Origin of the sequence: Ilumatobacter sp., assembly GCF_041688325.1 — a bacterium.
In the GTDB taxonomy this organism is placed as follows: Bacteria; Actinomycetota; Acidimicrobiia; order Acidimicrobiales; family Ilumatobacteraceae; genus Ilumatobacter_A.
In genome coordinates this window covers 13,267-36,331 of the sequence record NZ_JBDNIJ010000302.1, presented here as the reverse complement: position 1 = coordinate 36,331, position 23,065 = coordinate 13,267, and the positions used below count along the sequence as shown (strand labels likewise).

Below are 23,065 nucleotides of genomic sequence, written 5' to 3'. Positions count from 1 at the left end.
AACAATGCCTAAAACGATTCGAGAAGGGGCGCTCGTTCTTGCAGACGGCAGCGTCTTCGAAGGTGAACTGATCGGGGCCGCGCCCGGGGCCGGTTCGGGCAGCGGCATCGCCACCGGTGAGGTCGTGTTCAACACGGTGATGAGCGGGTATCAAGAAGTGATCACTGACCCCAGCTATGCCGGGCAGATCATCACGTTCACGTACCCTCACATCGGGAACTACGGCATCAGCGCCGCTGACTTCGAGTCGCGTGGAACGTTCTGCCGAGGCATCGTCGTCCGCGACCTCGCTCGCCGCCACAGCAACTTCCGCGCCGAAAGCGACCTCGGTTCGATGCTCGAGCAGCAGGGCGTGCCGGGAATCGCAGGGATCGACACTCGTCGCCTCACACGACTGATTCGTGCCACCGGAGCGTTACCGGGAGCATTCGGCAGCGCACCCGAAGTCGAACTGCTCGCAGCCGCAAAGGCCGAGCCTGGCACCGACGGCATCGACCTGGTCTCCACAGTCACGACTCCGCAGAACTACACCGTCGAGGCAGCCGACCCGGACAGCCGCATCCAGATCGTGGCGATGGACTTCGGCATGAAGACCAACATCGTCAACAACCTGGTGCAGCTCGGCCGAGTCGACGTCGTGCGCTCCGACACATCGGCTGGCGACGTCCTGGCGCTCAACCCGCACGGCGTGTTCTTGAGCAACGGACCAGGTGACCCGACGATGTCGCCGTCTGCCATCGAGGCCATTCGCGGCTTGCTTGGCAACGTCCCGATTTTCGGCATCTGCCTCGGGCACCAACTGCTGGGTCATGCCATCGGCGCGACCACGGTGAAGTTGCCGTTCGGCCATCACGGTGGCAACCATCCGGTCCAGAACCTGCTGACCCGCAAGGTTGAGATCACCAGCCAGAACCACAATTTCGCCGTCGACCCCGACTCGCTCAGCGGCATCGCCGAGATGACCCATATCAACCTGAACGACGGTGTTTGCGAGGGCCTGCAAGTCAATGGCGAGCAGGCATTCAGCGTCCAGCACCATCCTGAAGCCAATCCCGGCCCGCATGATGCGAACTACCTGTTCGGTCAGTTCGCCGACATGATTGCTGCCAGCGCAGCTCCGACCAACCGGAAGGCTGGCATCTGATGCCTCGGCGTAACGACATCGAATCGATCCTCATCATCGGCTCCGGGCCAATTGTGATTGGCCAGGCCTGCGAGTTCGACTACTCGGGCACCCAGGCCTGCCGTGTGCTGAAAGAAGAGGGCTACCGCGTCATTCTGGCCAACTCGAACCCGGCGACGATCATGACCGATCCGGACTTCGCTGACGCGACCTACATCGAGCCGCTCACCTGGGAAGTGCTCGCAGCGATCATCGACCGGGAACAGCCCGATGCGGTGCTGCCGACACTCGGCGGTCAGACCGGCCTGAACATCGCCATGGAGCTTTTTGAGCGCGGCCTGATCGGCGTCCCGGGCAAGCCTGAGATGATCGGCGCGAACGCCGAGGCGATCTCGACCGCCGAAGACCGCGGGAAGTTCAAGATTGCGATGACCGAGATCGGCCTCGAATCATGCCGCTCGCGGATCGCTCACAACATGGACGATGCCCGGGTCGCCATGGTCGAGATCGGCCTCCCGACCATGATCCGTCCGGCATACATCCTCGGCGGACGTGGTACGGGCATTGCCTACTCAGTTGAAGAGTTCGAGAAGCTGGCGGCGGCTGGCATCTCAGCCAGCCCGATCAACGAGATTTTGGTCGAGGAATCGATCGTCGGTTGGAAGGAATACGAGCTTGAAGTGATGCGTGACCACGCCGACAACTGCGTGATCATTTGCGGCATCGAGAACTTCGACCCGATGGGCGTGCACACCGGTGACTCGATCACCGTTGCACCGATTCAAACACTCACCGATGTCGAGTATCAGAAGATGCGCGACGCAGCCATTGCCTGCATCCGTCGTGTCGGCGTTGAAACGGGTGGCTCGAACGTGCAGTTCGCTGTCAATCCAGCCGATGGTCGACAGGTCGTTATCGAGATGAACCCGCGCGTGTCGCGTTCTTCAGCGCTGGCCTCGAAGGCGACCGGCTTCCCGATCGCCAAGATTGCCGCCAAGCTGGCCGTCGGGTACACCCTCGACGAAATCCCGAACGACATCACTGCTCACGACGCAGCCGGTGAAGCTCCTTCCGTCGCCGCCGTGCTGAGCCGGGGACTGACCCCTGATGGGACAGGCCAAACCCGCTATGCAACGCCGGCGAGCTTTGAGCCGGCCATCGATTATGTCGTGACCAAGATCCCGCGCTGGGCGTTCGAGAAGCTGCCCGGTGCGTCTGGCATCCTCGGCACCCAGATGCAGGCCGTTGGCGAAGTGATGGCAATCGGCCGTACCTTCCCCGAGAGCCTGCAGAAGGCGATTCGCTCGCTCGAACTCGGGTACAACGGGCTCGGCTGCCATGCTGGCGAAGACCACCTGATCGCCGAGTTTACTGACGACGAATCGCTCCTCGTTCAAGCTGCGATCCCGACACCCGACCGAGTCCTGCACGTCGGCGAGGCGTTGCGCCGTGGGATTTCGATCGAGGTCATCCACGAACGCACGGGGATCGACCCGTGGTTTCTCGATCAGATGTCGCTGATCACCGAAGAGCGCGTCCACCTCGCGGCCACAGGGTTTGAGGCGATGTCTCCACGCGACTGGAAGCGGGCAAAGCAGCTTGGCTTCTCCGACGCTCAGTTGTCCTATCAATGGGATGTCGCCGAGGCCGACGTCCGGATTGCACGCGAGGCCGCCGGCGTCGTGCCGACGTACAAGACGGTTGACACCTGCGCGGCCGAGTTTGAGGCCGAGACGCCGTACCACTACTCCACCTACGAAGACGAGACTGAAGTTCGCGCCTCCGACGGCAAGAAGGTCATGATCCTCGGATCGGGTCCGAACCGGATTGGCCAGGGCATCGAGTTCGACTACTGCTGCGTGCATGCGTCCTTCGCGCTGCGTGAAGCAGGCTTCGAGACCATCATGGTCAACTGCAACCCGGAGACGGTCTCGACTGACTACGACACCTCGGACCGCTTGTACTTCGAGCCGTTGACCAAAGAAGATGTGCTCAATATCATCGACGCGGAGCAGCCGTACAAGGTGATCGTCTCGCTCGGTGGGCAGACGCCACTCAAACTTGCAGGTGAGATTCCGCTCGAGCTGGTCGCGGGGACCTCACCCGATTCGATCGACGCTGCCGAAGACCGCGAACGCTGGAACAAAATTTGCGACGAGTTGCACATCCCGCAGCCGCCCGGAGGTACTGCGGTCAACGTCGAGCAGGCGTTACTGATCACCGAGCGCATCGGTTTCCCGGTGCTTGTGCGCCCCAGCTACGTGCTCGGTGGCCGAGCAATGCAGATCGTTCACGACCGAGACCATCTGGCCGCGGCGATGGCCGAACTCGCCGGGTTCGGCAGCCTTGGCAAAGAAGGTGGTCTCTCCGCGGAACGCCCCGTGTTAGTCGACCGGTTCCTGGCGGATGCAACCGAGGTCGACGTCGATGCAATCCGCGATCACACGGGCGAGGTGCTGATTGGTGGCGTGATGGAACACGTCGAAGAAGCTGGGGTGCACTCCGGTGACTCGGCATGTGCCATCCCGCCGCAGACACTTCCGTCGTGGGTCATTGAGGTCATGGAGGCGTACACCGCGTCGATCGCGAAGCGGCTCGACGTTCGTGGTCTGATCAACGTGCAATTCGCCGTTGCCGGTACGACCGTCTACGTCATCGAGGCGAATCCGCGTGCTAGTCGGACGGTGCCCTTCGTCGCCAAGGCGACCGGCGTCCCGCTGGCCAAGGTTGCGACACGAGTGATGCTCGGCGCCACGCTGGCCGAGTTGCGTGACGAAGGATTACTCCGGCCGCCGATCACGGGCCACGTCTCGGTCAAGGAAGCCGTTCTGCCGTTTACCCGATTCCCGGAAGTCGACCCGGCACTTGGCCCAGAAATGCGGTCAACTGGCGAAGTGATGGGTATTGCCGACACGTTCGGCAAGGCTTTCTATAAGGCTGAACTCGCCGCCGGCACCATGCTCCCTGAAGAAGGCACGGTCTTTCTGTCGCTCGCCGACCACGACAAGCCGGCAGGTCTCGTCGTTGCGCAGCGCATGCAAGCCCTCGGCTTCGGTGTCGTTGCCACCGCTGGCACAGCGGAATACCTCGCCCGATTCGGTGTCGCAGTCGATCAAGTGCTGGCCAAGGTGCAAGACGGCACAGGTGTCACGGCCGTCGACCTGATTGCCAACGGCGAGATCCATTTTGTGGTGAATACGCCGCGGGGCCGCATCGGCCGTGCCGACGGCGCACACATCCGTAAGGCGGCGAGCCTGCATCACGTTGCCTGTGTCACCACCGTCGATGCTGCCATCGCAGCTGCGCAGGGATTGTCCGAGCGGCACGGAGTCCTGCTCGGCGTCAAGTCCTTGCAGGAGTACCACGCCACAGGAACCACCGTTGAGTGAGAGCCGAGTGAAGATTGACACCAGTGTTCAGATCGGGTCGCTCACGCTTGACGCGCCGGTGATGATGGCATCGGGCACTGCGGGCTACGGCACCGAGATGGCGCCGTTCGTCGACCTGTCGGCTCTCGGCGCGATCGTCACCAAGTCGCTTGCGCCGTACGAGTGGGCTGGAAATCCGGCGCCACGCGTCCACCCGACCCCACAGGGGATGTTGAATGCTGTCGGGCTCCAAGGCCCAGGCATCGAATACTGGCTCGACAAGGTGCTCCCGCCGTTGATCGACACTGGCGCCACCGTGATCTGCAGCATCTGGGGACGGTCGCTGGAGGACTACCAGTTGGCTGCAGAAATGCTTGCCGATGCCCCGCCAGAGGTGGTCGCCGTCGAAGTCAATCTGTCGTGCCCCAATCTCGAAGGGCGCGGGTCGATCTTCGCGCACGACATCGAACTGTCGAGGAACGTGATCGCAGCCACAGCGGCGTGTGGTCGACCGCGCTGGGCGAAGCTCAGCGCGAACACCGACAGGATCGTTGATGTCGCACACGCCGTCCACGAAGCAGGTGCCGAGGCGGTGACGTGTGTGAACACACTGCTCGGCTTGGCCTATGACCCGGACACGCTGGCAACGACGCTGGGAGCGGGCGGTGGCGGTTACTCGGGCCGTGCCATGCACCCCGTCGCGGTTCGCGCTGTCCACGACGTGCACGCAGCGCTTCCCGATCTGGCGATTATCGGCGTCGGGGGAGTCGCTTCTGGTTGGGACGCCGTGGAGATGTTTCTGGCGGGAGCGAGCGCCGTTCAGGTCGGAACTGCAACGTTTGCGGATCCTCGGGCAGCTGCAAACGTCCAGCGTGAGCTTGTGGAATGGGCCACAAAACGCAAGATCCGACGCATCAGCGATCTGTCCGCGTTAGTGTAAGTTCATGGCTACACCTCCACTATTGACACCAGAGCAGCGGGCCGCAGCTCTCGTCAAAGCGGGCCAGGCTCGCGCCGCTCGCGCTGAGATCAAAGCCCGCCTGAAAATGGGGTCGATGTCGCTCGTTGAGGCACTTGATTCCGACGATATAAACGTCGGCAAACTTAAGGTCGTTTCGATGCTCGAATCGCTCCCCGGGGTCGGCAAGGTCAAAGCCCGTCGGCTGATGGAAGAAATTGGTATCGCCGACAATCGTCGTGTGCAAGGGCTCGGTGCGCAGCAGCGTGCCTCCCTGCTCAGCCATCTCGGCTGACGCACTTCGTGAGGCTTCTTTCCGCATGATCGTCGTCGTCAGTGGCCCCGGTGGGGTCGGCAAAGGCACGATCGTCGATGCGGCGGTCAAACGTGATAACGGGCTGTGGCTGAGCCGTTCCTGGACCACCCGGGACCAACGCCCGGGTGAAGCCGACGACGCTTACGTGTTCGTCACACCTACTGAGTTCGAAGCGCATATCGGCGCTGGTGGTTTCCTCGAATGGACCGAGTTCCTCGGGAATTACTACGGAACGCCGGTGCCCGATGAGTCTGCTCCCGACGTCAACGGTCGCGACATCGTCCTTGAAATCGAGGTGGACGGTGCCCAACAGGTCAAACGGATCCACCCGGACGTCATGCTCATCTTTGTGCTGCCTCCGAGCCGCGAAGAACAAGAGCGACGGCTCCGCGGCCGCGGTGACGTTGACCACAAGGTCCTCGCACGCCTGAAGAAGGCCGAACAGGAAGAGCCAATTGGGCGCGAGTTGGCCGACCACGTTGTGGTCAACGACGACCTCGAAGACACGATTGCTGAGATGCTGGCGATTATCGACGCAGCCCGCTGAGCGGCAGCATGGCCTTGCGTTGCGCACCGCAGGTCCTGCGAGCGGCTGGCACACGCGTGGCGCCGCCTGAGGTGCGATGTCCGGTAGCATGGTCAGTCTTATGGCGCTTGATCACGACACGATGATTGATCCTCCTATCGAGACGCTCCTCGACAAGGTCGATTCAAAGTTCACCCTCGTCACGCTCGCAGCTCGCCGAGCGCGCAACATCAACTCGTACTTCAACCAGCTGGGTGATGGCCTCGGCCACATGATCCCTCCGCAGGTGTCGTCGACAGCGCATAAGCCACTCTCGATGGCATTCGAAGAAATCGCTGCTGACAAGATCGTCTGGACCGCAGCTCCTGTGCCGGTCGAAGAAGTCGTGGCGGAAGAAGACCCCGACGCCGAAGCGCAGACCGCTGTTGACGCAGCAGTCGACGCCGAGGGCTGAGCACCGCTCCAACGTTCCGATGAGTGCGTCGCCCCTCGCTGGCAAGCGCATCGTCCTCGGAGTTACGGGCGGCATTGCTGCCTACAAGGCCATTGAAGTGTCACGCCGTCTCGTTGACGCGGGCGCCCACGTGGTGCCGATCATGACTGAGGCGGCACACCACTTCGTCGGCACGACCACCCTGAGCGCGCTCGCCTCTGAGCCGGTGCAGACCGAGTTGTGGCACAACGCGACATCGCCGATTCCTCACACGTTCGTCGGCCAGGGCGCCGATCTGATCATCGTTGCTCCGGCTACCGCCAAGTCGATTGCTGCGTATCGGATGGGCTACAGCCACGATCTACTGCAGAACACACTGATTGCGACCCGTGCCCCGGTCATCGTCTGCCCTGCCATGCACACGGAGATGTGGGAGCACCCCAGCGTCGTCGACAACATCGCGGTGCTTCGCTCGCGAGGCGTGCACATTGTCGAGCCCGAATCTGGGCGCCTTGCAGGTGGCGACGAAGGTGCTGGCCGACTGGCCTCGCCCGAATCGATCGTTGCCGCCGCCGAACGTGTGCTCGGCCCCGCCGATCTGGCTGGTGTCAGCGTCGTGGTCTCAGCTGGCGGCACACGCGAACCGATCGATGCGGTCAGGGTCATCGCTAATCGCAGTTCCGGCAAGCAGGGCTACGCCGTGGCTGCCGAAGCTGCAGCCCGGGGGGCTTCGGTCACGCTGGTGACCACCGTTTCTTTGCCAACGCCGCAGGGCTGCCGCATCGTTCCGGTCGAAACCGCTGCACAGATGCAAGCCGCCATGGAGCAGGCCGCTGCGACGCATGACGTGGTCGTGATGGCAGCCGCGGTTGCTGACTTCCGGCCAGCCCAGGTTGCTGAGGGCAAACTCAAGAAACGCGATGGCGCCCCCAAGATCATTCTGGAACCGACGCCCGACATCCTGGCTGGCCTTGGTTCGAACAAGCGTGTCGGCCAAGTGCTGGTCGGTTTCGCGGCCGAGACCGATGACCTTGTCGCCAACGCCCAGTCGAAGCTCGACAAGAAGCATCTCGATCTGATCGTTGCGAACGATGTCAGTGCGCCCGGGGTTGGCTTCGCTCATGACACAAACGCGGTTACGCTGCTGCGGCCTGACGCGGAGCCTGTCGAGATCGACCTTGCTTCCAAGCGAGATATCGCCCGGGTGGTGATCGACGCAATCATCGCTCTTCGCGATGCTCGCTGACACCATCAACGATCCCATTCTTTTCCCACACTTCTGACAGGACAAAGCGGACCAACAACATGGCCAACTACACCTTCACCTCTGAATCAGTCACCGAGGGCCATCCCGACAAGATTGCTGACCAGATCTCCGACGCTGTGCTCGATGCAATCCTCACCGAGGACCCCCACGCACGCGTTGCTTGCGAAACCATGGTCACCACCGGTCTCTGCGTCGTTGCTGGCGAGATTACGACCACGGCGTACGTCGACATCCAGCGCATTGCACGCGACACGATCAATGGCATTGGCTACGACGACGCTCAGAAGGGGTTCGACGGTCACACATGTGGGGTCATGGTGACCCTCGACGAGCAGAGCCCAGATATTGCCCAAGGCGTCAACGCGAGCGAAGAATTTCGTGGCGGTTCAGCCGGCGAAGACGAGCTCAACCTGCAGGGCGCAGGCGACCAGGGCATGATGTTTGGGTACGCCTGCAACGAAACCGACGTACTGATGCCATTGCCGATCAACACCGCGCATCGCCTGGCAGAGCGTCTGGCCGAAGTCCGCAAGAGCGGTCAGGTGCCCTACCTGCGGCCTGACGGCAAGACTCAGGTCACATTCGATTACGAAGACGGAGTTCCGGTAGCGCTCAAGGCTGTGCTCATTTCGACGCAGCACCAGGCCGGCATCGACCGTGACACGGTGATCCGTCCGGACCTCATCGACCAGGTCATCCGGCCAGTCATCCCTGAGCAGTTCGCTGATGATGACTACGCCGTGTTCATCAACCCGACCGGCAACTTCGTGATCGGTGGCCCGCAGGGCGACTGTGGTCTCACCGGCCGCAAGATCATTGTCGACACCTACGGCGGCATGGGTCGTCACGGTGGCGGTGCCTTCTCCGGCAAGGATCCGTCCAAGGTTGACCGTTCGGGTGCCTACGCAGGCCGCTGGGTTGCCAAGCACGTCGTCGCCTCTGGCGCCGCCGATCGCTGCGAAATCCAGCTTGCCTATGCCATTGGTATGGCGCAGCCCATGAGCATCCTCGTCGAGACCTTCGGCACGGCCAAAGAAGACCCAGCCAAGATTGAAGCCGCCGTTCGGGCAATTTTCGACCTGCGTCCGGGTGCGATTGTCCGCGATCTCGACCTCTTGCGTCCGATCTACAAGGACTCGGCGGCGTACGGCCACTTCGGCCGCGAGCAGTTTCCGTGGGAGCAACTCGGTCGTCTCGACGAGTTCAAGGCTGCTGTCGGCGCCTGATTGTGATGACCGGTCACACTGTGCCAGGCACAGTGTGACCGGCCGCGTCGCTCGCGTCTTGCCCAACGTCACCGGGCTGGACAAGAGTTTCGACTATCTCATTCCTGACGACCTGCAGGTCCCGGCGCACTTCGGCCCGGTTCGGATCGGGACCATTGTCCGAGTCGAACTGCATGGTCGACGGATCGGCGGTTGGATCAGCGACATCGTCGATGTCGACGATGCTGCGGTCGATCGAACATCGTTGAAACGGATCGCGAAGGTCACAGGGCACGGTCCCGACGTCGAGTTGTTCGAACTCGCCGAGTGGGCGTCGATCCGCTGGGCAGCCCGACGGTCTCGGCCGTTTCTCGTTGCGGCGTCCCCGTCCCGGGCGATCACGGCCTTGCCACCTGACCGACGCACGACCCCGGTTCTCGTACCGTCGTCGCCAGCGACGACCGAGCTGCTGGCCGCCGGCGGGGGAGTGCTGCGGCTGCCGCCGCTGAGCGATGTCCTCCCCGCCCTTCGCTCGGTCATAGCCCACGGTCCGACGCTCGTCGTGACACCGACAATCAGCGATGCACGGACCTTGGCGACGCGCCTCCGACGATTGGGCGTGTCTGTGGCACTGATGCCTGATGACTGGGCGGCAGCGAGGGGTGGGGTCGACGTGGTGATTGGCCCGCGATCTGCTGCATGGGCGCCCTGCCCGGACATGGCATCGGCTGTCGTCATCGACGAGCACGACGAAGCCTTGCAGGAAGAACGAGCGCCGACCTGGCATGCGCGCGACGTCCTGGTCGAACGATGCCGCCGAAGCGGCATTCCGCATGTACTGATCTCGCCAGCGCCATCGCTCACCGCAGTCGTGACGGCGGCCGGGGAGTCGGGTGTTGTCCACCCGCCGTTCACGCGCGAGCGGGCGGCGTGGCCGAAGATCACCATCGTCGATCGAACGAACGAGGAGCCGTGGAAGAAGTCGCTCGTCACCTCGACGTTGATCGACCGGATACGCAACCCCGATCTCACGGTGGTCTGTATCAGTAACATCACCGGCCGAGCCCGTGTCTTGGCATGCAGGTCGTGCGAGGTGCTGATCCGCTGTGAGATCTGCGACGCAGCGGTCGGGCTGACGTCTGACAACGTGCTGTCGTGTACCCGTTGCGGCACTGACCGGCCAGCTGTGTGTCAGGCCTGCGGGGCTTCGAACTTCGCAAACCTCCGCCCTGGCGTCAGCAGGTTGCGCGAAGAACTCGAAGGCGCGGCAGCCCGGCAGGTCGTCGAGATCACTGGGGCCGACACCGAACGCCCACCCGCAGCCGGGGTCTACGTCGGCACCGAAGCGGCGCTCTACCGCGTGCCGTCTGCCGATGTCGTCGCCTTCCTCGAATTCGACTCCGAGATGCTCGCACCAAGGTTCCGGGCCGCCGAGCAGGCGCTGTCGCTCATTATCCGAGCCGGTCGGTTGGCGCCCGAGGTGCTGATCCAGACCTTTATGCCCGACCATGTCGTGCTGCAAGCAGCGGCCGCAGGTCACCCTGACGAAGTGACCAGAGTCGAACGAGAACGGCGCGAGATGCTCGGTTTCCCCCCGTTCGGTGCGCTTGCCAGCGTCACGGGCCCCGGGTCATCGGAGCTGGTTGGACAGCTTGAGTCGAACGTGCAAGTCGGAGGCGACGATGCGACTGGCTACGTCGTACGAGCCGACGACTGGATGACGCTCGGTGCGGCGCTCAATGCAACCGAGCGTCCAAAAGGCAGCCGACTCCGTATCGAGATCGATCCGCCTCGGCTGTAGGTCCTGCACCTCATCGATGTTGGGGCTCCTCGGCGATTCCAATCATGGCCTTGACCGATCGTGACGAATCTGACCGTCAGCGCTCCGGCGATGGTTGGGCGTGAGCCGACTTCGGACTGACGCTGAGAAGTCGGAACCCGGCCTTGGAAGCAATCCTCTCGGTCAGGTGCCCTTGGGATTGCAGCCAACGCTGCAACGAGTCGGCACCCAGATGCTTCTGGACGACGAGTGCGGCAATGCCATCGTTGTCGAGGAGCGCAAGCCATTCCAGCAGGAGCGCGCGCATCGCAGGCTTGCCGATTCGTACCGGCGGATTCGACCACAGCGTGGCGAACCGGATGTCGGCTGGAACGTCACCGGGTGCGACAGCGCGCAGGTTGGTAATACCGTTTCGTTCGGCGTTGCGGGTGCATAGATCGCGGGCGCGGCTGTTGATGTCGACCGCCCACACGGTGGCGTTGGGGGAGCGGCGCGCCATCGCCAGGGCAATGGGTCCGGCCCCAGCTCCAAGGTCGAGGAGATGGCCCGTGGACGCAATTGGAAGCTCAGCACGCAGCAGCAGACTCGTGCCGGTGTCGACGTGCCCGCGGCTGAACACGCCTCGATCGGTCTCCAACGTAAACGCCGTGTCCGGGAGCATGACGTCAATGGTCACGGGGTCAGACGGCACCGTCGGGTCGTCGTCGAAGTAGTGAGCGTCGGGGCTCGTCGAGCCAGTTGATTCGGCTCCGGTCTGGGCGTCGGTATCGGGATCAGAGCTCACGGGCCGTAGCCTGGCAGGAATGTCGTACAAGATCAGGACATACGGCGATCCAGTGCTGAAAACAAAGGCCGCACCGATCGAGAACGTCGACGGCAGAGTCATCCGCCTTGTCGACGAAATGTTCGACACCCTCGTCGATTCCGGCAACGGTCTGGCGCTCGCTGCACCCCAGGTGGGCGTGCAGAAGCAAGTGGTCGTCTGGGACTTTGGCGACGATCCGTTGGCGATCGTGAACCCCGAGATCATCGAGTCCGATGGCGAGTGGCTGTTTGACGAAGGTTGTCTCTCGATTCCCGGGCTCTACGTGGAGATGCTTCGTCCCAAGCAGGTCTTGGTACGCGGCGTCAGCCTCGACGGCGAGATTATTGAGATTGAAGCCGACGAGCTCGAAGCCCGGATGTTCCAACACGAGATCGACCACCTCAACGGCGTCCTCATGTTCGATCGGCTCGAAGGCGACCAGCGCAAAGAAGCCATGCGCGAGTATCGGCGCATGGAAGAACAAGCTGCCGCCGGGGTCCAGCAACGTCAGCCGTTGCGTAAGCGTCTCGGCCTGTCCTGAGCTGGTTCGACTGATGAGGATCGTCTACCTCGGGACGCCCGAGATGGCGGTTCCGCCCCTCCAAGCGCTGCATGCAGCAGGTCATGAAATCCTGCTCGTCGTCACCCGAGTCGATAAGAAACGGGGGCGAGGTTCGGCCCTGTCGCCGAGCCCGGTCAAGGCCGCAGCACTCGAACTCGACATCGCAGTGTCGCACGAGCCCGACGACGTGCTTGGCGCAGTGGCCGACGGTGCTGAGCTGGGTGTCGTCGTTGCCTACGGACGCCTGATCAAGCCACACATCCTCGACGCAATCCCAATGATCAATGCGCACTTCTCGCTGTTGCCGCGCTGGCGAGGTGCGGCACCGGTGGAGCGGGCGCTTCTGGCTGGCGACGGTCTGACCGGAGTCGACATCATGCGACTCGAAGAGGGTCTCGACACCGGCGGAATCTACGCCGAGACTGTCGTGCCGATCGGTGCGACATCAACAGCTGCTGAGCTGCGCTCTGAGTTGGTCGATGCGGCGTGTGAGCTGCTCGTCAAAACGCTGTCTGACCCGCTCGGCGTCTGGATCGATAGTGCAGCGACCCAGATTGGCGACACCGTCTACGCCGCGAAGCTCACCAAGGAAGAGTTCGCGATCGACTGGACGCAACCGGTCGTGCACATCCATCGTCTCATCCGAGTTGGTGGTGCCTGGACAATGTTCCGCGGCAAACGCCTCAAGATTCATGCCGCTGATCTCGTCGATGGAAAGTTGGCCCTCGTGACCGTGCAGCCCGAAGGAAAAGGCCCCATGGAGTTCGCGGCGTGGCGTCACGGCGCGCAGCCCACTGACGATGAATTGTTTGGTGAGCTGTGAGCGTCTGGGACGCACCGACAGGGCCAGCGGCTGATTCGTCGAAGCCGCTGAACCGCAAACAGCGGCGTGCTGCAAAGCAGAGCGAAGACTGGAACAACAAAGGTCGAACTGACCCGGAGGCGCGTCGCAACGCCGAACACGAGCCACGGAGCGCCACCGGGCGACTCGAGAACGACAAGATTCCCACGGGGCATACCAATGCCCGACAACTCGCGCTCGATGTCTTGCAACGGATCGAACACGATGGGGCGTACGCGAACCTGGTGCTCGGCCCGACGCTTGCTGCATCACATCTGAGCGACCAAGATCGTCGATTCGCTACCGAACTCGTCTACGGCTCCACGAGAATGCGCCGAGCATGCGATGCGATCGTTGACCGGTTCGTCAGCCAACCGCCCGATGACGAAACCCGGTCCATTCTTCGGCTCGGCGCCTACCAGCTGGCCTATGCGGGCGTTCCTGCTCACGCGGCCGTGAGTGCAACGGTCGACCTCGCACCCGGCAAGACGCGCGGTTTCATCAACGCGGTGCTGCGCAGAGTCGCCGACAACCCGATCTACGAGATGACCTGGCCCTCGGAGGCTTCTCGGCTGAGCTATCCGAACTGGCTGGCGGATCGTCTGACTGCTGAGCTCGGCGACGAGGCCGTTGCCACGATGTTGCAGATGAACGAGCCGCCGTCGGTCACGACTCGCGCTGATGGCTATGTGCAAGACGAGTCGTCACAGTGGGTCGCAGCGTCTGTTGAGGCCACAGCAGGGGAGATGGTGCTCGACATGTGCGCCGCGCCCGGCGGTAAAGCCACAGCGATCGCTGGCGCCGGTGCCATCGTTGTCGCCGCCGATATGCGACATCGGCGTTCCGAACTTGTGCGTGAGAACGCCGACAAGCTTGACCTTGACATTGCCGTGGTGACTGGCGATGGCACGGCCCCGCCGTTCCGACCTGGAGCTTTCGATGCGGTCCTCCTTGACGCACCGTGTTCTGGCCTCGGCGCACTCCGCCGCCGTCCGGATGCGCGCTGGCGCATCGAGGCATCAGACATCACTGAACTTGCTGTGCTGCAGCGTTCGCTGCTGTTGGCAGCTGCTTCGCTCGTCAAGCCCGGCGGCCGGTTGATCTACAGCGTCTGCACCGTCACCGCTGAGGAATCGATCGATCACCCGACGCCCGAGGGCTTCGAAGTCGATGATGCAACCCCGCCGGCGGGCGAGTGGCGGTCGTACGGCCAAGGCTGGCGTGTCCTGCCGCACGATGCAGACACTGATGGAATGGTGCTGATTCGCTACCGTCGGACCCTATGAGCGCAACGCTGCCCCCTCAGCAGGCCAAGGTGTTGACCTGCAGCGACGGTGTCATCCACGGCACACGTGAAGACAAGAGTGGCGCTGCACTGGTCGAACATCTCACGAACGCTGGCTTCGACGTCGTCGAGCAACGCGTCATCGCCGATGGCACCGACAATGTGGCAGCCGCACTCACCGAGATGACCGACCAGTTCGCTGGTCTCGTCGTATCGACGGGCGGCACCGGCTTCGCGCCGCGGGACCAAACCCCTGAGGGCACGCGGTGCGTGATTGAACGAGACGCGCCAGGCCTGGCCGAAGCGATGCGACTCTGCAATCCGCTCGGGCGACTCTCGCGGGGTCTTGCCGGCATCAGGGGCAACGCGATCATCGTCAACACGCCGGGAAGTACAACGGGCTGCGTCGAACAACTCGATGCGATCCTCGACGTGCTGCCGCACGCCCTCCGGCTGCTCCACGACGCCGACAACACGCATTAACCAACTTCGATTTATCCGTCCGGCTCTCGTGAGCCGCCGCCGGTAACCTCTCGGCGTGCTTCGCGTCGTACTTCCCAAGGGATCCCTCGAAAAGGCCACACTCGAACTCTTCGAGGCCGCCGACCTGCCCGTCAACCGATCGTCGTCCGTCGACTATCAGGCGTCGATCGACGATCCCCGAATCGAATCGGTGCGGATTCTTCGGCCCCAAGAGATCCCCACCTACGTGGCCGAAGGATTGTTCGACATCGGAATCACCGGCCGCGACTGGGTCGAAGAGACTGGCGCAGTTGTCGAGAGCCTCGGTGAACTGAAGTACTCGAAGAACACGTCAAATCCGATCCGCATGGTCGTTGCCGTGGCGGGCGACTCACCTGCTGAGTCGGTCAAGGACCTACCGAACGGCGTCCGCGTACAGACCGAGTACCTCGAGTCCACTCGGCGCTATTTTGAGGCGAACGGCGTCGACGCCAACATTCGGCTGTCGTACGGTGCCACCGAGGCAAAGATCCCCGATATCGCCGATTGCGTGGTCGAGATCACCGAAACCGGTCGTGCGCTCAAGGCTGCCGGCCTCAAAGTGATCGACGTGATTCTGACCAGCTACACCGAAGTTGTCGCCAACCCAGCTGCATACGCCGACCCGGAGAAGCGCAAGGCCATGGAGCAGATCATGACGCTCCTCAATGGCGTGCTCGATGCCCGCGGGCGCGTCATGCTGAAGCTGAACGTCACCGCCGAAAACAAAGACGCTGTTCTTGCTGTGCTGCCCTCGATGAAGTCGCCCACGATCAACGATCTGTCCGGCGGCGGGTTCGCCGTTGAGTCAGTTGTCGAAAAGAAGACGGTCAACCTCGTCATTCCGGCACTTCGCGAGGCGGGTGCAACCGACCTCGTCGAGATGCAGATCTCCAAGATCGTCCCGTAGCTCGGGACCGACCGAAGCGCATGGCCGAACTCGACCGCAGCCACAAACCGACCGGCACGCTTGTCGGCGTCGTGAGCGAGTTCGATGGTGCTGTCGGGCTGGGCTTGATCATCAGCAGTGATGGCTCGTCGCACGCATTTCACGTCATCGAGATCGCTGACGGAACCCGTTCGATCGATGTCGGCGTCGGCGTGTCGTTCGATCTCTTGGCGAAGTTTGGCCGGTACGAGGCCGCGAACATCCGGGTGGCCGCCGCACCGTGAGTACGGATCCGGACCGCGCCACCGAACATGCGACCGAACGCGAGCGCCGGATCATCGATGTCCTGCTGTCACTTGACGTGGGCGAAGTCACCACGTATGGCGATGTCGCTGAGGTGGCCGGCTATCCGAAGATGTCTCGTCTCGTTGGACGGATCGTCGGTCACACCGATGTGGAGATCCCGTGGTGGCGAGTCGTCAACTCCACAGGGCACCTTCGGGCGAGCGATCCGAATGAGCAGGCTGTGATCCTCGCCGAGGAAGACGTCGTCTGCCGAAACGGCCGCGTGATCCGCGCGCCGATCGGTCGATTCGCACGGGACCACTGAGCCGCTGTCACACCCTGGTGGGCAAGCTTGCAAGCCTCAGTCGGCGTCGGGGCCACCGTCGGCATCTGCGTCGGCAGCGCCTTTGATCTGGACGAATGCGAGACGAATGTTATTGAGGGCATCGCGCATCGTCGGCGCGTCGGGGCCGATTCGGTCGCCGAGGCCGTCGACCAGGCAGGCAAGAGCATCGATGGCCAGCGCCGATTGGGCGAGTTCCGGGGGAGTCGCGGACAGGTGAATGGCGGCGAGTTCGTAGAGGCCCATGACATGGTTGGTGATGACGACTTCAGCTGGCACGGAGGCGAGCCGCTCGCGTGAGGCATCCATCGCACGCTGAGCCTCTTCCAGGGCGTCAATTGGTGCTTGATCGGGCTCGCCCTCATTCGTCTGATCGTCGGCTCCGAAGCCGGCCAGGCCCTCTGCAAGGTTTGCGTTGATGTCGCCAAAATCGGCGTTCTGGTCGGGCGTGGTGGTTTCGTCAGTCACGCAGATACCCTACAGAGCAACAATTGAGGCGAAGTGGGGGAAACTCCCACCTGGCCACGACCGCATGTTCTTCGGAACATCAACCGTGCGTTCAGGTCCCGGCTGTAACCAGCCATCTGCTCGAAGCCAGAGCTGCACGGCATCTGCCGTGCTTTCCGGCTTCGTGTCGGTGTTTGGCCGCTCCGTGACATTTCGCGTTGAGCGCCATCATATACGACACATGGGGAGGCCCATTTGCACAGGAGAGCAGTCTCATAGCACCTCGAAACGACACCCGCGGCGAACAGCACCGCATCAACGATCGCATCCGCTCACGTGAAGTCCGTCTTATCGGACCGACCGGCGACCAGCTTGGTATTAAGCCGGTTCCGGACGCGCTGCGCATGGCCCGTGGATTTGACCTCGACCTCGTCGAAGTCGCTCCCGGTGCGAACCCACCCGTCTGTCGGATCATGGACTACGGGAAGTTCAAGTACGAGGAAGGCCAAAAGGCCAAAGAGGCTCGGAAGAAGTCTACGAATGTCACGGTGAAGGAAGTGAAGTACCGGCCGAAAATCGGCAAGGGCGACTTTGACACCAAGACGCGTAACGTCATCCGATTCATCGAAGAGGGCCACAAGGTCAAAATCACGCTGCAGTTTCGCGGTCGTGAGATGGCTCACCCGGAACTCGGTTCGAAGATCCTCGACCAAGTGCTCGAATCCGTGGGAGCGGCCGCAAAGGTCGACACCCAGGCACGTTTCGAGGGCCGCAGCATGACCATGGTGCTGTCCCCAGACAAGCAAGCCCAAGAAGTAATGAAGAAAGCAGCAGCGGAGGCCGGAAAAGAAGCCGCAGCCGCAGCCGCAGCCGAAGTGGGCGTAACGCCTGCCGAAGCACCCGAAGTTGAAGCAGTCGAAACGTCTCTTGAAGCACCGGAAGTTGCAGCAGTCGAAATGTCTGCTGAAGCACCGGAAGTTGCAGCAGTCGAAACGTCTACCGACGCACCGGACGCTGATGCAGATGACGAATCTGCAGAAGCACCCGACACGGCCACCGCCGAGTCGGGCGACACAGAAGACCCCCAATAGTAAGGGAGCATTCGATGCCCAAGATGAAGACATCGAAGACCGCAGCAAAGCGGTTCAAGACAACCGGCACCGGCAAACTGCGCCACGAGCAGCAGAACAACCAGCACAAGTTCGAGGGTAAATCGTCCTCGCGCAAGCATCGCCTCGACCGCGATGCCGATGTCCACAAGGGCGATGCCCGCAAGATCAAGCGCCTCCTGGCTAAGCGCTGAGTAGAAGGAAAAGACTATGGCACGAGTGAAACGTGGCGTCGCGTCGAAAAAGCGGCACAAGAAGATACTGAAGCAAGCCAAGGGCTATTACGGCAATAAAAGCCGTTCGTTCAAGTCGGCAAACGAGCAGGTCATGCGTTCGGGCAACTATGCCTTCCGTGACCGTCGCGCCCGCAAGGGCGAGATGCGTCGTCTGTGGATCCAGCGGATCAACGCAGCGACCCGTCAGCACGACATGAGCTACAGCCGGTTCATTGCCGGGCTGAGCGCAGCGAACATCGAAGTCGACCGCAAGATCCTCGCGGATCTCGCCGTCACCGAGCCCGCAGCGTTTGCGAAGCTCGTCGAGAGCGCGAAAGCTGCCCTCTGATCAACTAGACCAAGGGATGTATGACATCTCTTGATTTTAAGAACTCACGAGTTCAGCAACTGCGGCGCCTTCTGGGGCGCCGCAGTTCGCGTTACGAGGAAGGTTCCTTCGTTGTTGAAGGCCCGGTCCTGGTTGCGGAGGCGATTCGTGCCGGATGGATCTGTGATTCGCAGTTCGTCCCTGAGAACAGTGATACTGCGATCGAAGGCGGGGGTTCGATCTTCGAGCTGGCGTCAGGTGTCCTCGAACGAGTGGCGTCCACGAACGCCCCGCAGCCGCCGCTGGCAATCGTTCAGATGCGTGAAGTCGGTGACGTATCAGAGCGTCTGCAGGCCGCGTCGTTTGTTGTTGCGCTCGATCGGATCAGTGACCCTGGCAACCTCGGAACGATTCTTCGTTCAGCCGAAGCAGCCGGTGCCGACCTGGTCGTGCTCACCGCCGGCGGGGTCGACCCGTACAACTCGAAGGTGGTTCGGGCCGCGGCAGGCGCACTCTTCCACGTCCCGTTCGTCGTCGCCGAACTCGACGAGGTCGCAGCGGCGGGGCTCCGCTTGGTCGGTACGAGTAGTCACAGCGCCGACGGGCGCACCGTGCGGCCGCACACCGATGTCGACTTCACCGGCCGGGTGGCGATTGTCATGGGCAACGAAGCTGCAGGCCTTCCCGAATACTGGGATGATGCGAATGGCCCGATCCGTGAGTGGGTGACGATTCCGCACCGGGGTCGCACCGAATCACTCAACGTCGCGATGGCCACGACGGTCCTTGTCTTCGAAGCAGCTCGCCAACGCAACTGATCTGGCCGAGCGGTGAGCATCGTGCCGGCTGAGCCGGTTGGCGGCTCACCGCTCTGGTGATCTGTGGGTCCGGTGATCTGTGGGCAGCGGGGGCTACGATACGAGGCGTGAAACTGCAGTCGCAGCGATTTCTGTTCCCCGGGTGACCGGGGACGTGACAAGCACGGAATCGCTCCTGCCTACGTTTCTGCCTCATCCGGGGACTGACACGTACTCCGGATGACCTGAAAGGAACCCCTGTGATCACAGACATCACTGCTGCCAAAGACGCAGCACTGGCCGATATCGACGCGGCCACAACCGTCGATGAGATCGTCGCCCTCGCGGCCCAGTACGCCGGCAAGAAGGGCGAGCTTGTCGGCCTCAAGAAGCGACTTGGCGGCCTCGACACGATCGACGAGAAGAAGGCCGCAGGCGCTGCGGTGAACGACGCGATGAACGCCGTCGACGCCGCGCTCAGCGAACGGCGCTCAACGCTCGAATCTGCAGCGCTCGACGCGCAGGTCGAGGACGAACGTTTGGACCTCACCGAGTACTTCACCGCACCCACCAGGGGGCACGCGCACCTCGTGACCCAGGCATGGGAGCGCCTCGAAGACGTCTTCGTGGGTCTCGGTTTCACGGTGGCTGAAGGACCCGAAATTGAAACCGACTGGCACAACTTCGAAGCGCTCAACATGCCGATCGGCCACCCGGCCCGCGGCGAATGGGACACGCTCTTTGTCGACCACGTGCCCCCGGGCGGCGAATCCGGCACCACGGTGTTGCGCACCCACACATCACCGGTACAGATCCGCACGATGCTTGCCGAGGAGCCGCCGATTTACATCGTTGCGCCCGGCCGCGTGTTCCGTCGCGACACACCCGACGCCACGCACATGCCCGTGTTCCACCAGATCGAAGGCCTCGTCATCGATCGCAACATCACGATGGCCGACCTGGCCGGCACGATCGACGCGTTCACCAAGGCCTACTTCGGGCCGGGATTCAACTCGCGGCTTCGCCCGAGCTACTTCCCCTTCACCGAGCCATCAGCCGAGTTCGACATCCAGCGGCCCGACGGCAGCTGGATCGAACTGGGCGGCAGCGGCATGGTGCACCCGAACGTGCTGCGTGCCTGCAACCTGGATCCCGAGGAGTGGAGCGGCTTCGCGTTCGGCTTCGGTATCGACCGGATGGCGAAGGAACGTCACGGCGTGGGCGACTTGCGTGACATGTACGCCGACGACAAGCGATTCGTCGAACAATTCTAGGGAAGTGCAGTTCTGATGAAGATTCTTCTGTCTTGGCTCAACGATTACGGCGACTTCGGTGATCCGACCGATGCTGCTGCGGTCCAGCGCGTGGCCGATGCGCTGACATCCCTCGGCCTCGAGGTCGAATCGGCCGCCGTCATCGGCGAGACCGTCGAAGGCGTTGTCGCTGCACGTATCAACCGGCTCGAAGGCCATCCTGATGCGGCAAAGGTGCAACGCGTCTACGTCGATGCCGGTGACGGCCAAGAGCGCCACGTGTGGTGCGGCGCCGACAACATCTCCGAAGGCGACATCGTCCCGCTGGCGACGCTCGGCACGCACATGCCCAACGGTATGAAAATCGAGCGGCGCGGCATCCTCGGCATCGACTCCGAAGGCATGCTGTGCTCGGCGCAAGAACTCGGGCTTGGCGAAGATCACTCAGGCATCCGCCTGCTGCCCGCCGAGACGCCGTTGGGTCAGCCCTACGGTGAGGCCCTCGGACTCAGCCTTGACGTCGTGATTGATGCCGACGTCACGCGGAACCTGCCGCACTGCTTTGGTTACGTCGGAATTGCTCGCGATCTCGCCGCCAAGATGGGCGTTGAGTTCCGTCCACCGACTCCTGGTTTCGCCATCACTGGCGACCTTCGCACAACGCCCGTCGAGATCGTCGACGGCGATCGATGTACCCGATTCACATCAACCGTCATGTCCGGCGTCGAAGTGAAGCCGTCACCCGAGTGGATGGCGAATCGTCTCGCTGCAGCCGGTATGCGTTCGATCAGCAACGTCGTCGACGTCAGCAACTACGTGATGCTGGAGCTGAACCAGCCGAATCATGCATATGACCTCGACACGCTCGGCGGCGGGGGCTTCCGCATTCGCCTCGCGAGCGACGGTGAGCACCTCACGACGCTCGACGGCGAAGAGCGAGCGTTTAGCGCAGCCGACCTCCTCATCTGCGACGCCAACGACATACCAATCGGCGTCGGCGGAGTGATGGGCGGCCTCGACAGCGAGATCAGCGATGGCACGACGACTGTCGCACTTGAGATGGCATGGTTCAGCTTGGTCGGAATCGGCCAGACGGTGACCCGTACCAACCTCCGCTCTGAGGCGTCGACACGCTTCGAACGCGGCGTCGACCCGCACGGCATGCCACTGGCAGTTCTGCGTTTCGCCGAGCTACTGAGCGAAACCTGCCCTGACCTTGTTGTCCATGCGGGAGGAGCAGATGCTCAATCGAGTGACCTGATGCCCGCCAAGCGGACGGTCGAGGTTCGCGTTGATGCCGTCAACCGCGTGCTTGGAACAACGCTGGTTGCCGCCGACCTGCCCGGCCTGCTCGATCCGATCGGCTACACGGTGAGCGGCGCGGGTGACACCCGGACCGTCGTGCTCCCGACGTGGCGGCTTGACTCGACTGCCGAGATCGACGTGGTCGAAGAAATCGCCAAGCACTACGGCTACGACCAACTCGGCTCGAGCGTCCCGAAATCGGTACTTCACGGTGGGCTGACCGAGCGGCAGCAGCGCCGCCGCCTCGTTCGCGAGGTGCTCCTCGGCCTCGGGATCTCTGAAGCAATGCCCAACCCGTTCCTCGCTCCGGGCGCACTGGCCAAAGCGGGGCTGCCGGCGGAAGCGATCTCGATCACAAACCCACTGGTCGCAGAGGAGAGCGTGCTGCGCACCTCCCTGCGGCCCGGTCTGTTGGGAGTCATCGCCTACAACGAGAGTCACCGCCAGACGGGACTCAGCTTGTTCGAGATTGGGCACGTCTACCCGCCGAGCGAATCCGAACTGCCGGCCGAGTACGAGGCATTGACGGTGGTACTCGCGGGTCGTGAGGCTCCAGCAGCCGTTGCTGTATGGCGCGAGCTCACCACCAATCTGGGCTTTGGAGCCCGAGTTGATCAGAGCAAGGTCCCAGCGGGGCTGCATGCAACGCGAAGTGCGACGCTGCAGGCCGGCAAGGCACCGCTTGGGGCTGTCGGCGAGGTTGCCCCCGAGGTGCTCGTAGCGTTCGATGTCACCGAACGCGTTGCCATCCTCGAGGTCAACCTCGATGAGTTGCTCGACCGTCAGGCGAAGCCGGCGCAGTGGAAACAGACAAGCCGTCAGCCCTCCAGCGACCTCGACCTTGCGTTCGCGCTGAACGATGACATCGCTGCAGAGAAGCTCGAGAAGGCAGTCCGTCAGGGTGCCGGAAAGCTGCTCGTCGACCTGTCGTTGTTCGACGTCTACCGAGGCACTGGCGTCGCTGACGGCCGTCGTTCGCTTGCTTACCGGCTTCGACTGCAGGCTGCCGATCGCACGCTGACCGATGCCGACATCGCTGACGTTCGCCGTGGCGTCGAAGCGGCGGCGACAAAGCTGGGCGCTGATCTCCGAAGCTGATCGGGTTCCAACTCGACGAAAGGATC

24 protein-coding genes are annotated in these 23,065 nt (G+C 62.7%); 22 read left to right on the top strand and 2 right to left on the bottom strand.

Annotated elements, in window-relative coordinates:
- Positions 1-4 precede the first annotated feature (4 nt).
- The 9 genes from carA to ACH2EI_RS15980 all read left to right on the top strand — a co-directional run bounded on the left by carA (position 5) and on the right by ACH2EI_RS15980 (position 10,997).
- The gene (carA, locus tag ACH2EI_RS16020) at positions 5-1,144 is read left to right on the top strand and encodes a glutamine-hydrolyzing carbamoyl-phosphate synthase small subunit (protein ID WP_395155081.1); all 1,140 of its coding nucleotides are present in this window, start codon (positions 5-7) and stop codon (positions 1,142-1,144) included.
- Entirely contained in the window at positions 1,144-4,512 is a 3,369-nt protein-coding gene (gene carB, locus ACH2EI_RS16015; protein WP_395155082.1) for a carbamoyl-phosphate synthase large subunit, read from the top strand. Before carA ends, carB begins: the two co-directional genes overlap by 1 nt.
- Before the next feature lie 7 nt (positions 4,513-4,519).
- Positions 4,520-5,431, top strand: a complete 912-nt coding sequence (locus ACH2EI_RS16010) for a dihydroorotate dehydrogenase (RefSeq protein WP_395155083.1) — start codon at positions 4,520-4,522, stop codon at positions 5,429-5,431.
- Positions 5,432-5,435: 4 nt separating this feature from the next.
- Positions 5,436-5,744, top strand: coding sequence for an integration host factor, actinobacterial type (mihF, locus tag ACH2EI_RS16005; RefSeq protein ID WP_395155084.1), 309 nt, complete (start codon positions 5,436-5,438; stop codon positions 5,742-5,744).
- A gap of 25 nt (positions 5,745-5,769) precedes the next feature.
- Positions 5,770-6,312: a guanylate kinase gene (gene gmk, locus ACH2EI_RS16000; protein WP_395155085.1), complete on the top strand. Its 543-nt coding sequence runs from the start codon at positions 5,770-5,772 to the stop codon at positions 6,310-6,312.
- A 100-nt stretch (positions 6,313-6,412) separates the two neighbouring features.
- Positions 6,413-6,745 carry a DNA-directed RNA polymerase subunit omega gene (rpoZ, locus tag ACH2EI_RS15995; protein ID WP_395155086.1) on the top strand — a complete coding sequence of 111 codons (333 nt, stop codon included), beginning with the start codon at positions 6,413-6,415 and terminating at the stop codon, positions 6,743-6,745.
- A 19-nt stretch (positions 6,746-6,764) separates the two neighbouring features.
- Positions 6,765-7,970, top strand: a complete 1,206-nt coding sequence (gene coaBC, locus ACH2EI_RS15990; protein ID WP_395155087.1) for a bifunctional phosphopantothenoylcysteine decarboxylase/phosphopantothenate--cysteine ligase CoaBC — start codon at positions 6,765-6,767, stop codon at positions 7,968-7,970.
- Between the two features lie 59 nt (positions 7,971-8,029).
- Positions 8,030-9,217: a methionine adenosyltransferase gene (gene metK / locus ACH2EI_RS15985; RefSeq protein ID WP_395155088.1), complete on the top strand. Its 1,188-nt coding sequence runs from the start codon at positions 8,030-8,032 to the stop codon at positions 9,215-9,217.
- 34 nt (positions 9,218-9,251) lie between these two features.
- On the top strand, positions 9,252-10,997 hold the full coding sequence (locus ACH2EI_RS15980) for a hypothetical protein (RefSeq protein WP_395155089.1): 1,746 nt from the start codon (positions 9,252-9,254) through the stop codon (positions 10,995-10,997).
- Positions 10,998-11,073: 76 nt separating this feature from the next.
- On the opposite strand, the gene ACH2EI_RS15975 is transcribed toward ACH2EI_RS15980, so the two are convergent.
- Positions 11,074-11,760 (bottom strand): class I SAM-dependent methyltransferase, encoded by a 687-nt coding sequence (locus tag ACH2EI_RS15975; RefSeq protein ID WP_395155090.1) that lies wholly within the window; start codon positions 11,758-11,760, stop codon positions 11,074-11,076.
- A 19-nt stretch (positions 11,761-11,779) separates the two neighbouring features.
- Here ACH2EI_RS15975 and def point away from each other — a divergent pair, with 19 nt between their 5' ends.
- From def to ACH2EI_RS15940, 7 genes are read left to right on the top strand one after another with little or no spacing between them, the layout of a single operon-like run.
- Positions 11,780-12,322: a peptide deformylase gene (gene def / locus ACH2EI_RS15970; protein ID WP_395155091.1), complete on the top strand. Its 543-nt coding sequence runs from the start codon at positions 11,780-11,782 to the stop codon at positions 12,320-12,322.
- Between the two features lie 13 nt (positions 12,323-12,335).
- A complete protein-coding gene (locus ACH2EI_RS15965) occupies positions 12,336-13,166 on the top strand; it encodes a methionyl-tRNA formyltransferase (RefSeq protein WP_395160759.1) in 831 nt (276 codons plus the stop codon).
- The gene (locus tag ACH2EI_RS15960) at positions 13,163-14,470 is read left to right on the top strand and encodes a transcription antitermination factor NusB (RefSeq protein WP_395160757.1); all 1,308 of its coding nucleotides are present in this window, start codon (positions 13,163-13,165) and stop codon (positions 14,468-14,470) included. The genes ACH2EI_RS15965 and ACH2EI_RS15960 overlap by 4 nt, the downstream gene beginning before the upstream one ends.
- Positions 14,467-14,952 (top strand): molybdenum cofactor biosynthesis protein B, encoded by a 486-nt coding sequence (locus tag ACH2EI_RS15955; protein ID WP_395153946.1) that lies wholly within the window; start codon positions 14,467-14,469, stop codon positions 14,950-14,952. The genes ACH2EI_RS15960 and ACH2EI_RS15955 overlap by 4 nt, the downstream gene beginning before the upstream one ends.
- Before the next feature lie 55 nt (positions 14,953-15,007).
- The gene (gene hisG, locus ACH2EI_RS15950; RefSeq protein WP_395153945.1) at positions 15,008-15,880 is read left to right on the top strand and encodes an ATP phosphoribosyltransferase; all 873 of its coding nucleotides are present in this window, start codon (positions 15,008-15,010) and stop codon (positions 15,878-15,880) included.
- Positions 15,881-15,900: 20 nt separating this feature from the next.
- Positions 15,901-16,143 carry a cold-shock protein gene (locus ACH2EI_RS15945; protein ID WP_395153944.1) on the top strand — a complete coding sequence of 81 codons (243 nt, stop codon included), beginning with the start codon at positions 15,901-15,903 and terminating at the stop codon, positions 16,141-16,143.
- Positions 16,140-16,469, top strand: a complete 330-nt coding sequence (locus ACH2EI_RS15940) for an MGMT family protein (protein ID WP_395153943.1) — start codon at positions 16,140-16,142, stop codon at positions 16,467-16,469. The genes ACH2EI_RS15945 and ACH2EI_RS15940 overlap by 4 nt, the downstream gene beginning before the upstream one ends.
- A 36-nt stretch (positions 16,470-16,505) precedes the next feature.
- Here the strand turns inward: ACH2EI_RS15940 and ACH2EI_RS15935 are convergent, their stop codons facing one another.
- Complete coding sequence (locus ACH2EI_RS15935; protein ID WP_395153942.1) at positions 16,506-16,955, bottom strand: hypothetical protein; 450 nt, start codon at positions 16,953-16,955, stop codon at positions 16,506-16,508.
- A 197-nt stretch (positions 16,956-17,152) separates the two neighbouring features.
- Here ACH2EI_RS15935 and infC point away from each other — a divergent pair, with 197 nt between their 5' ends.
- The 6 genes from infC to pheT all read left to right on the top strand — a co-directional run bounded on the left by infC (position 17,153) and on the right by pheT (position 23,039).
- Positions 17,153-18,025 carry a translation initiation factor IF-3 gene (gene infC / locus ACH2EI_RS15930; protein ID WP_395160755.1) on the top strand — a complete coding sequence of 291 codons (873 nt, stop codon included), beginning with the start codon at positions 17,153-17,155 and terminating at the stop codon, positions 18,023-18,025.
- Between the two features lie 14 nt (positions 18,026-18,039).
- Entirely contained in the window at positions 18,040-18,237 is a 198-nt protein-coding gene (gene rpmI, locus ACH2EI_RS15925; protein ID WP_395153940.1) for a 50S ribosomal protein L35, read from the top strand.
- Between the two features lie 16 nt (positions 18,238-18,253).
- A complete protein-coding gene (gene rplT, locus ACH2EI_RS15920; protein WP_395153939.1) occupies positions 18,254-18,607 on the top strand; it encodes a 50S ribosomal protein L20 in 354 nt (117 codons plus the stop codon).
- A 20-nt stretch (positions 18,608-18,627) separates the two neighbouring features.
- Positions 18,628-19,404, top strand: a complete 777-nt coding sequence (locus ACH2EI_RS15915; RefSeq protein ID WP_395153938.1) for a TrmH family RNA methyltransferase — start codon at positions 18,628-18,630, stop codon at positions 19,402-19,404.
- A 242-nt stretch (positions 19,405-19,646) separates the two neighbouring features.
- A complete protein-coding gene (gene pheS, locus ACH2EI_RS15910; RefSeq protein WP_395160773.1) occupies positions 19,647-20,657 on the top strand; it encodes a phenylalanine--tRNA ligase subunit alpha in 1,011 nt (336 codons plus the stop codon).
- A gap of 15 nt (positions 20,658-20,672) precedes the next feature.
- Entirely contained in the window at positions 20,673-23,039 is a 2,367-nt protein-coding gene (gene pheT, locus ACH2EI_RS15905; RefSeq protein ID WP_395153937.1) for a phenylalanine--tRNA ligase subunit beta, read from the top strand.
- Positions 23,040-23,065: the final 26 nt, after the last annotated feature.

Bases quoted from the DNA above. Each gene is read 5' to 3' on its own strand.
- rpmI (WP_395153940.1), top strand. From the start codon at position 18,040: ATGCCCAAGATGAAGACATCGAAGACCGCAGCAAAGCGGTTCAAGACA.
- ACH2EI_RS15955 (WP_395153946.1), top strand. From the start codon at position 14,467: ATGAGCGCAACGCTGCCCCCTCAGCAGGCCAAGGTGTTGACCTGCAGC.
- ACH2EI_RS15945 (WP_395153944.1), top strand. From the start codon at position 15,901: ATGGCCGAACTCGACCGCAGCCACAAACCGACCGGCACGCTTGTCGGC.
- ACH2EI_RS15965 (WP_395160759.1), top strand. From the start codon at position 12,336: ATGAGGATCGTCTACCTCGGGACGCCCGAGATGGCGGTTCCGCCCCTC.
- pheT (WP_395153937.1), top strand. From the start codon at position 20,673: ATGAAGATTCTTCTGTCTTGGCTCAACGATTACGGCGACTTCGGTGAT.
- coaBC (WP_395155087.1), top strand. From the start codon at position 6,765: ATGAGTGCGTCGCCCCTCGCTGGCAAGCGCATCGTCCTCGGAGTTACG.
- carA (WP_395155081.1), top strand. From the start codon at position 5: ATGCCTAAAACGATTCGAGAAGGGGCGCTCGTTCTTGCAGACGGCAGC.
- gmk (WP_395155085.1), top strand. From the start codon at position 5,770: ATGATCGTCGTCGTCAGTGGCCCCGGTGGGGTCGGCAAAGGCACGATC.
- ACH2EI_RS15915 (WP_395153938.1), top strand. From the start codon at position 18,628: ATGACATCTCTTGATTTTAAGAACTCACGAGTTCAGCAACTGCGGCGC.
- rpoZ (WP_395155086.1), top strand. From the start codon at position 6,413: ATGGCGCTTGATCACGACACGATGATTGATCCTCCTATCGAGACGCTC.
- carB (WP_395155082.1), top strand. From the start codon at position 1,144: ATGCCTCGGCGTAACGACATCGAATCGATCCTCATCATCGGCTCCGGG.
- def (WP_395155091.1), top strand. From the start codon at position 11,780: ATGTCGTACAAGATCAGGACATACGGCGATCCAGTGCTGAAAACAAAG.
- mihF (WP_395155084.1), top strand. From the start codon at position 5,436: ATGGCTACACCTCCACTATTGACACCAGAGCAGCGGGCCGCAGCTCTC.
- metK (WP_395155088.1), top strand. From the start codon at position 8,030: ATGGCCAACTACACCTTCACCTCTGAATCAGTCACCGAGGGCCATCCC.
- rplT (WP_395153939.1), top strand. From the start codon at position 18,254: ATGGCACGAGTGAAACGTGGCGTCGCGTCGAAAAAGCGGCACAAGAAG.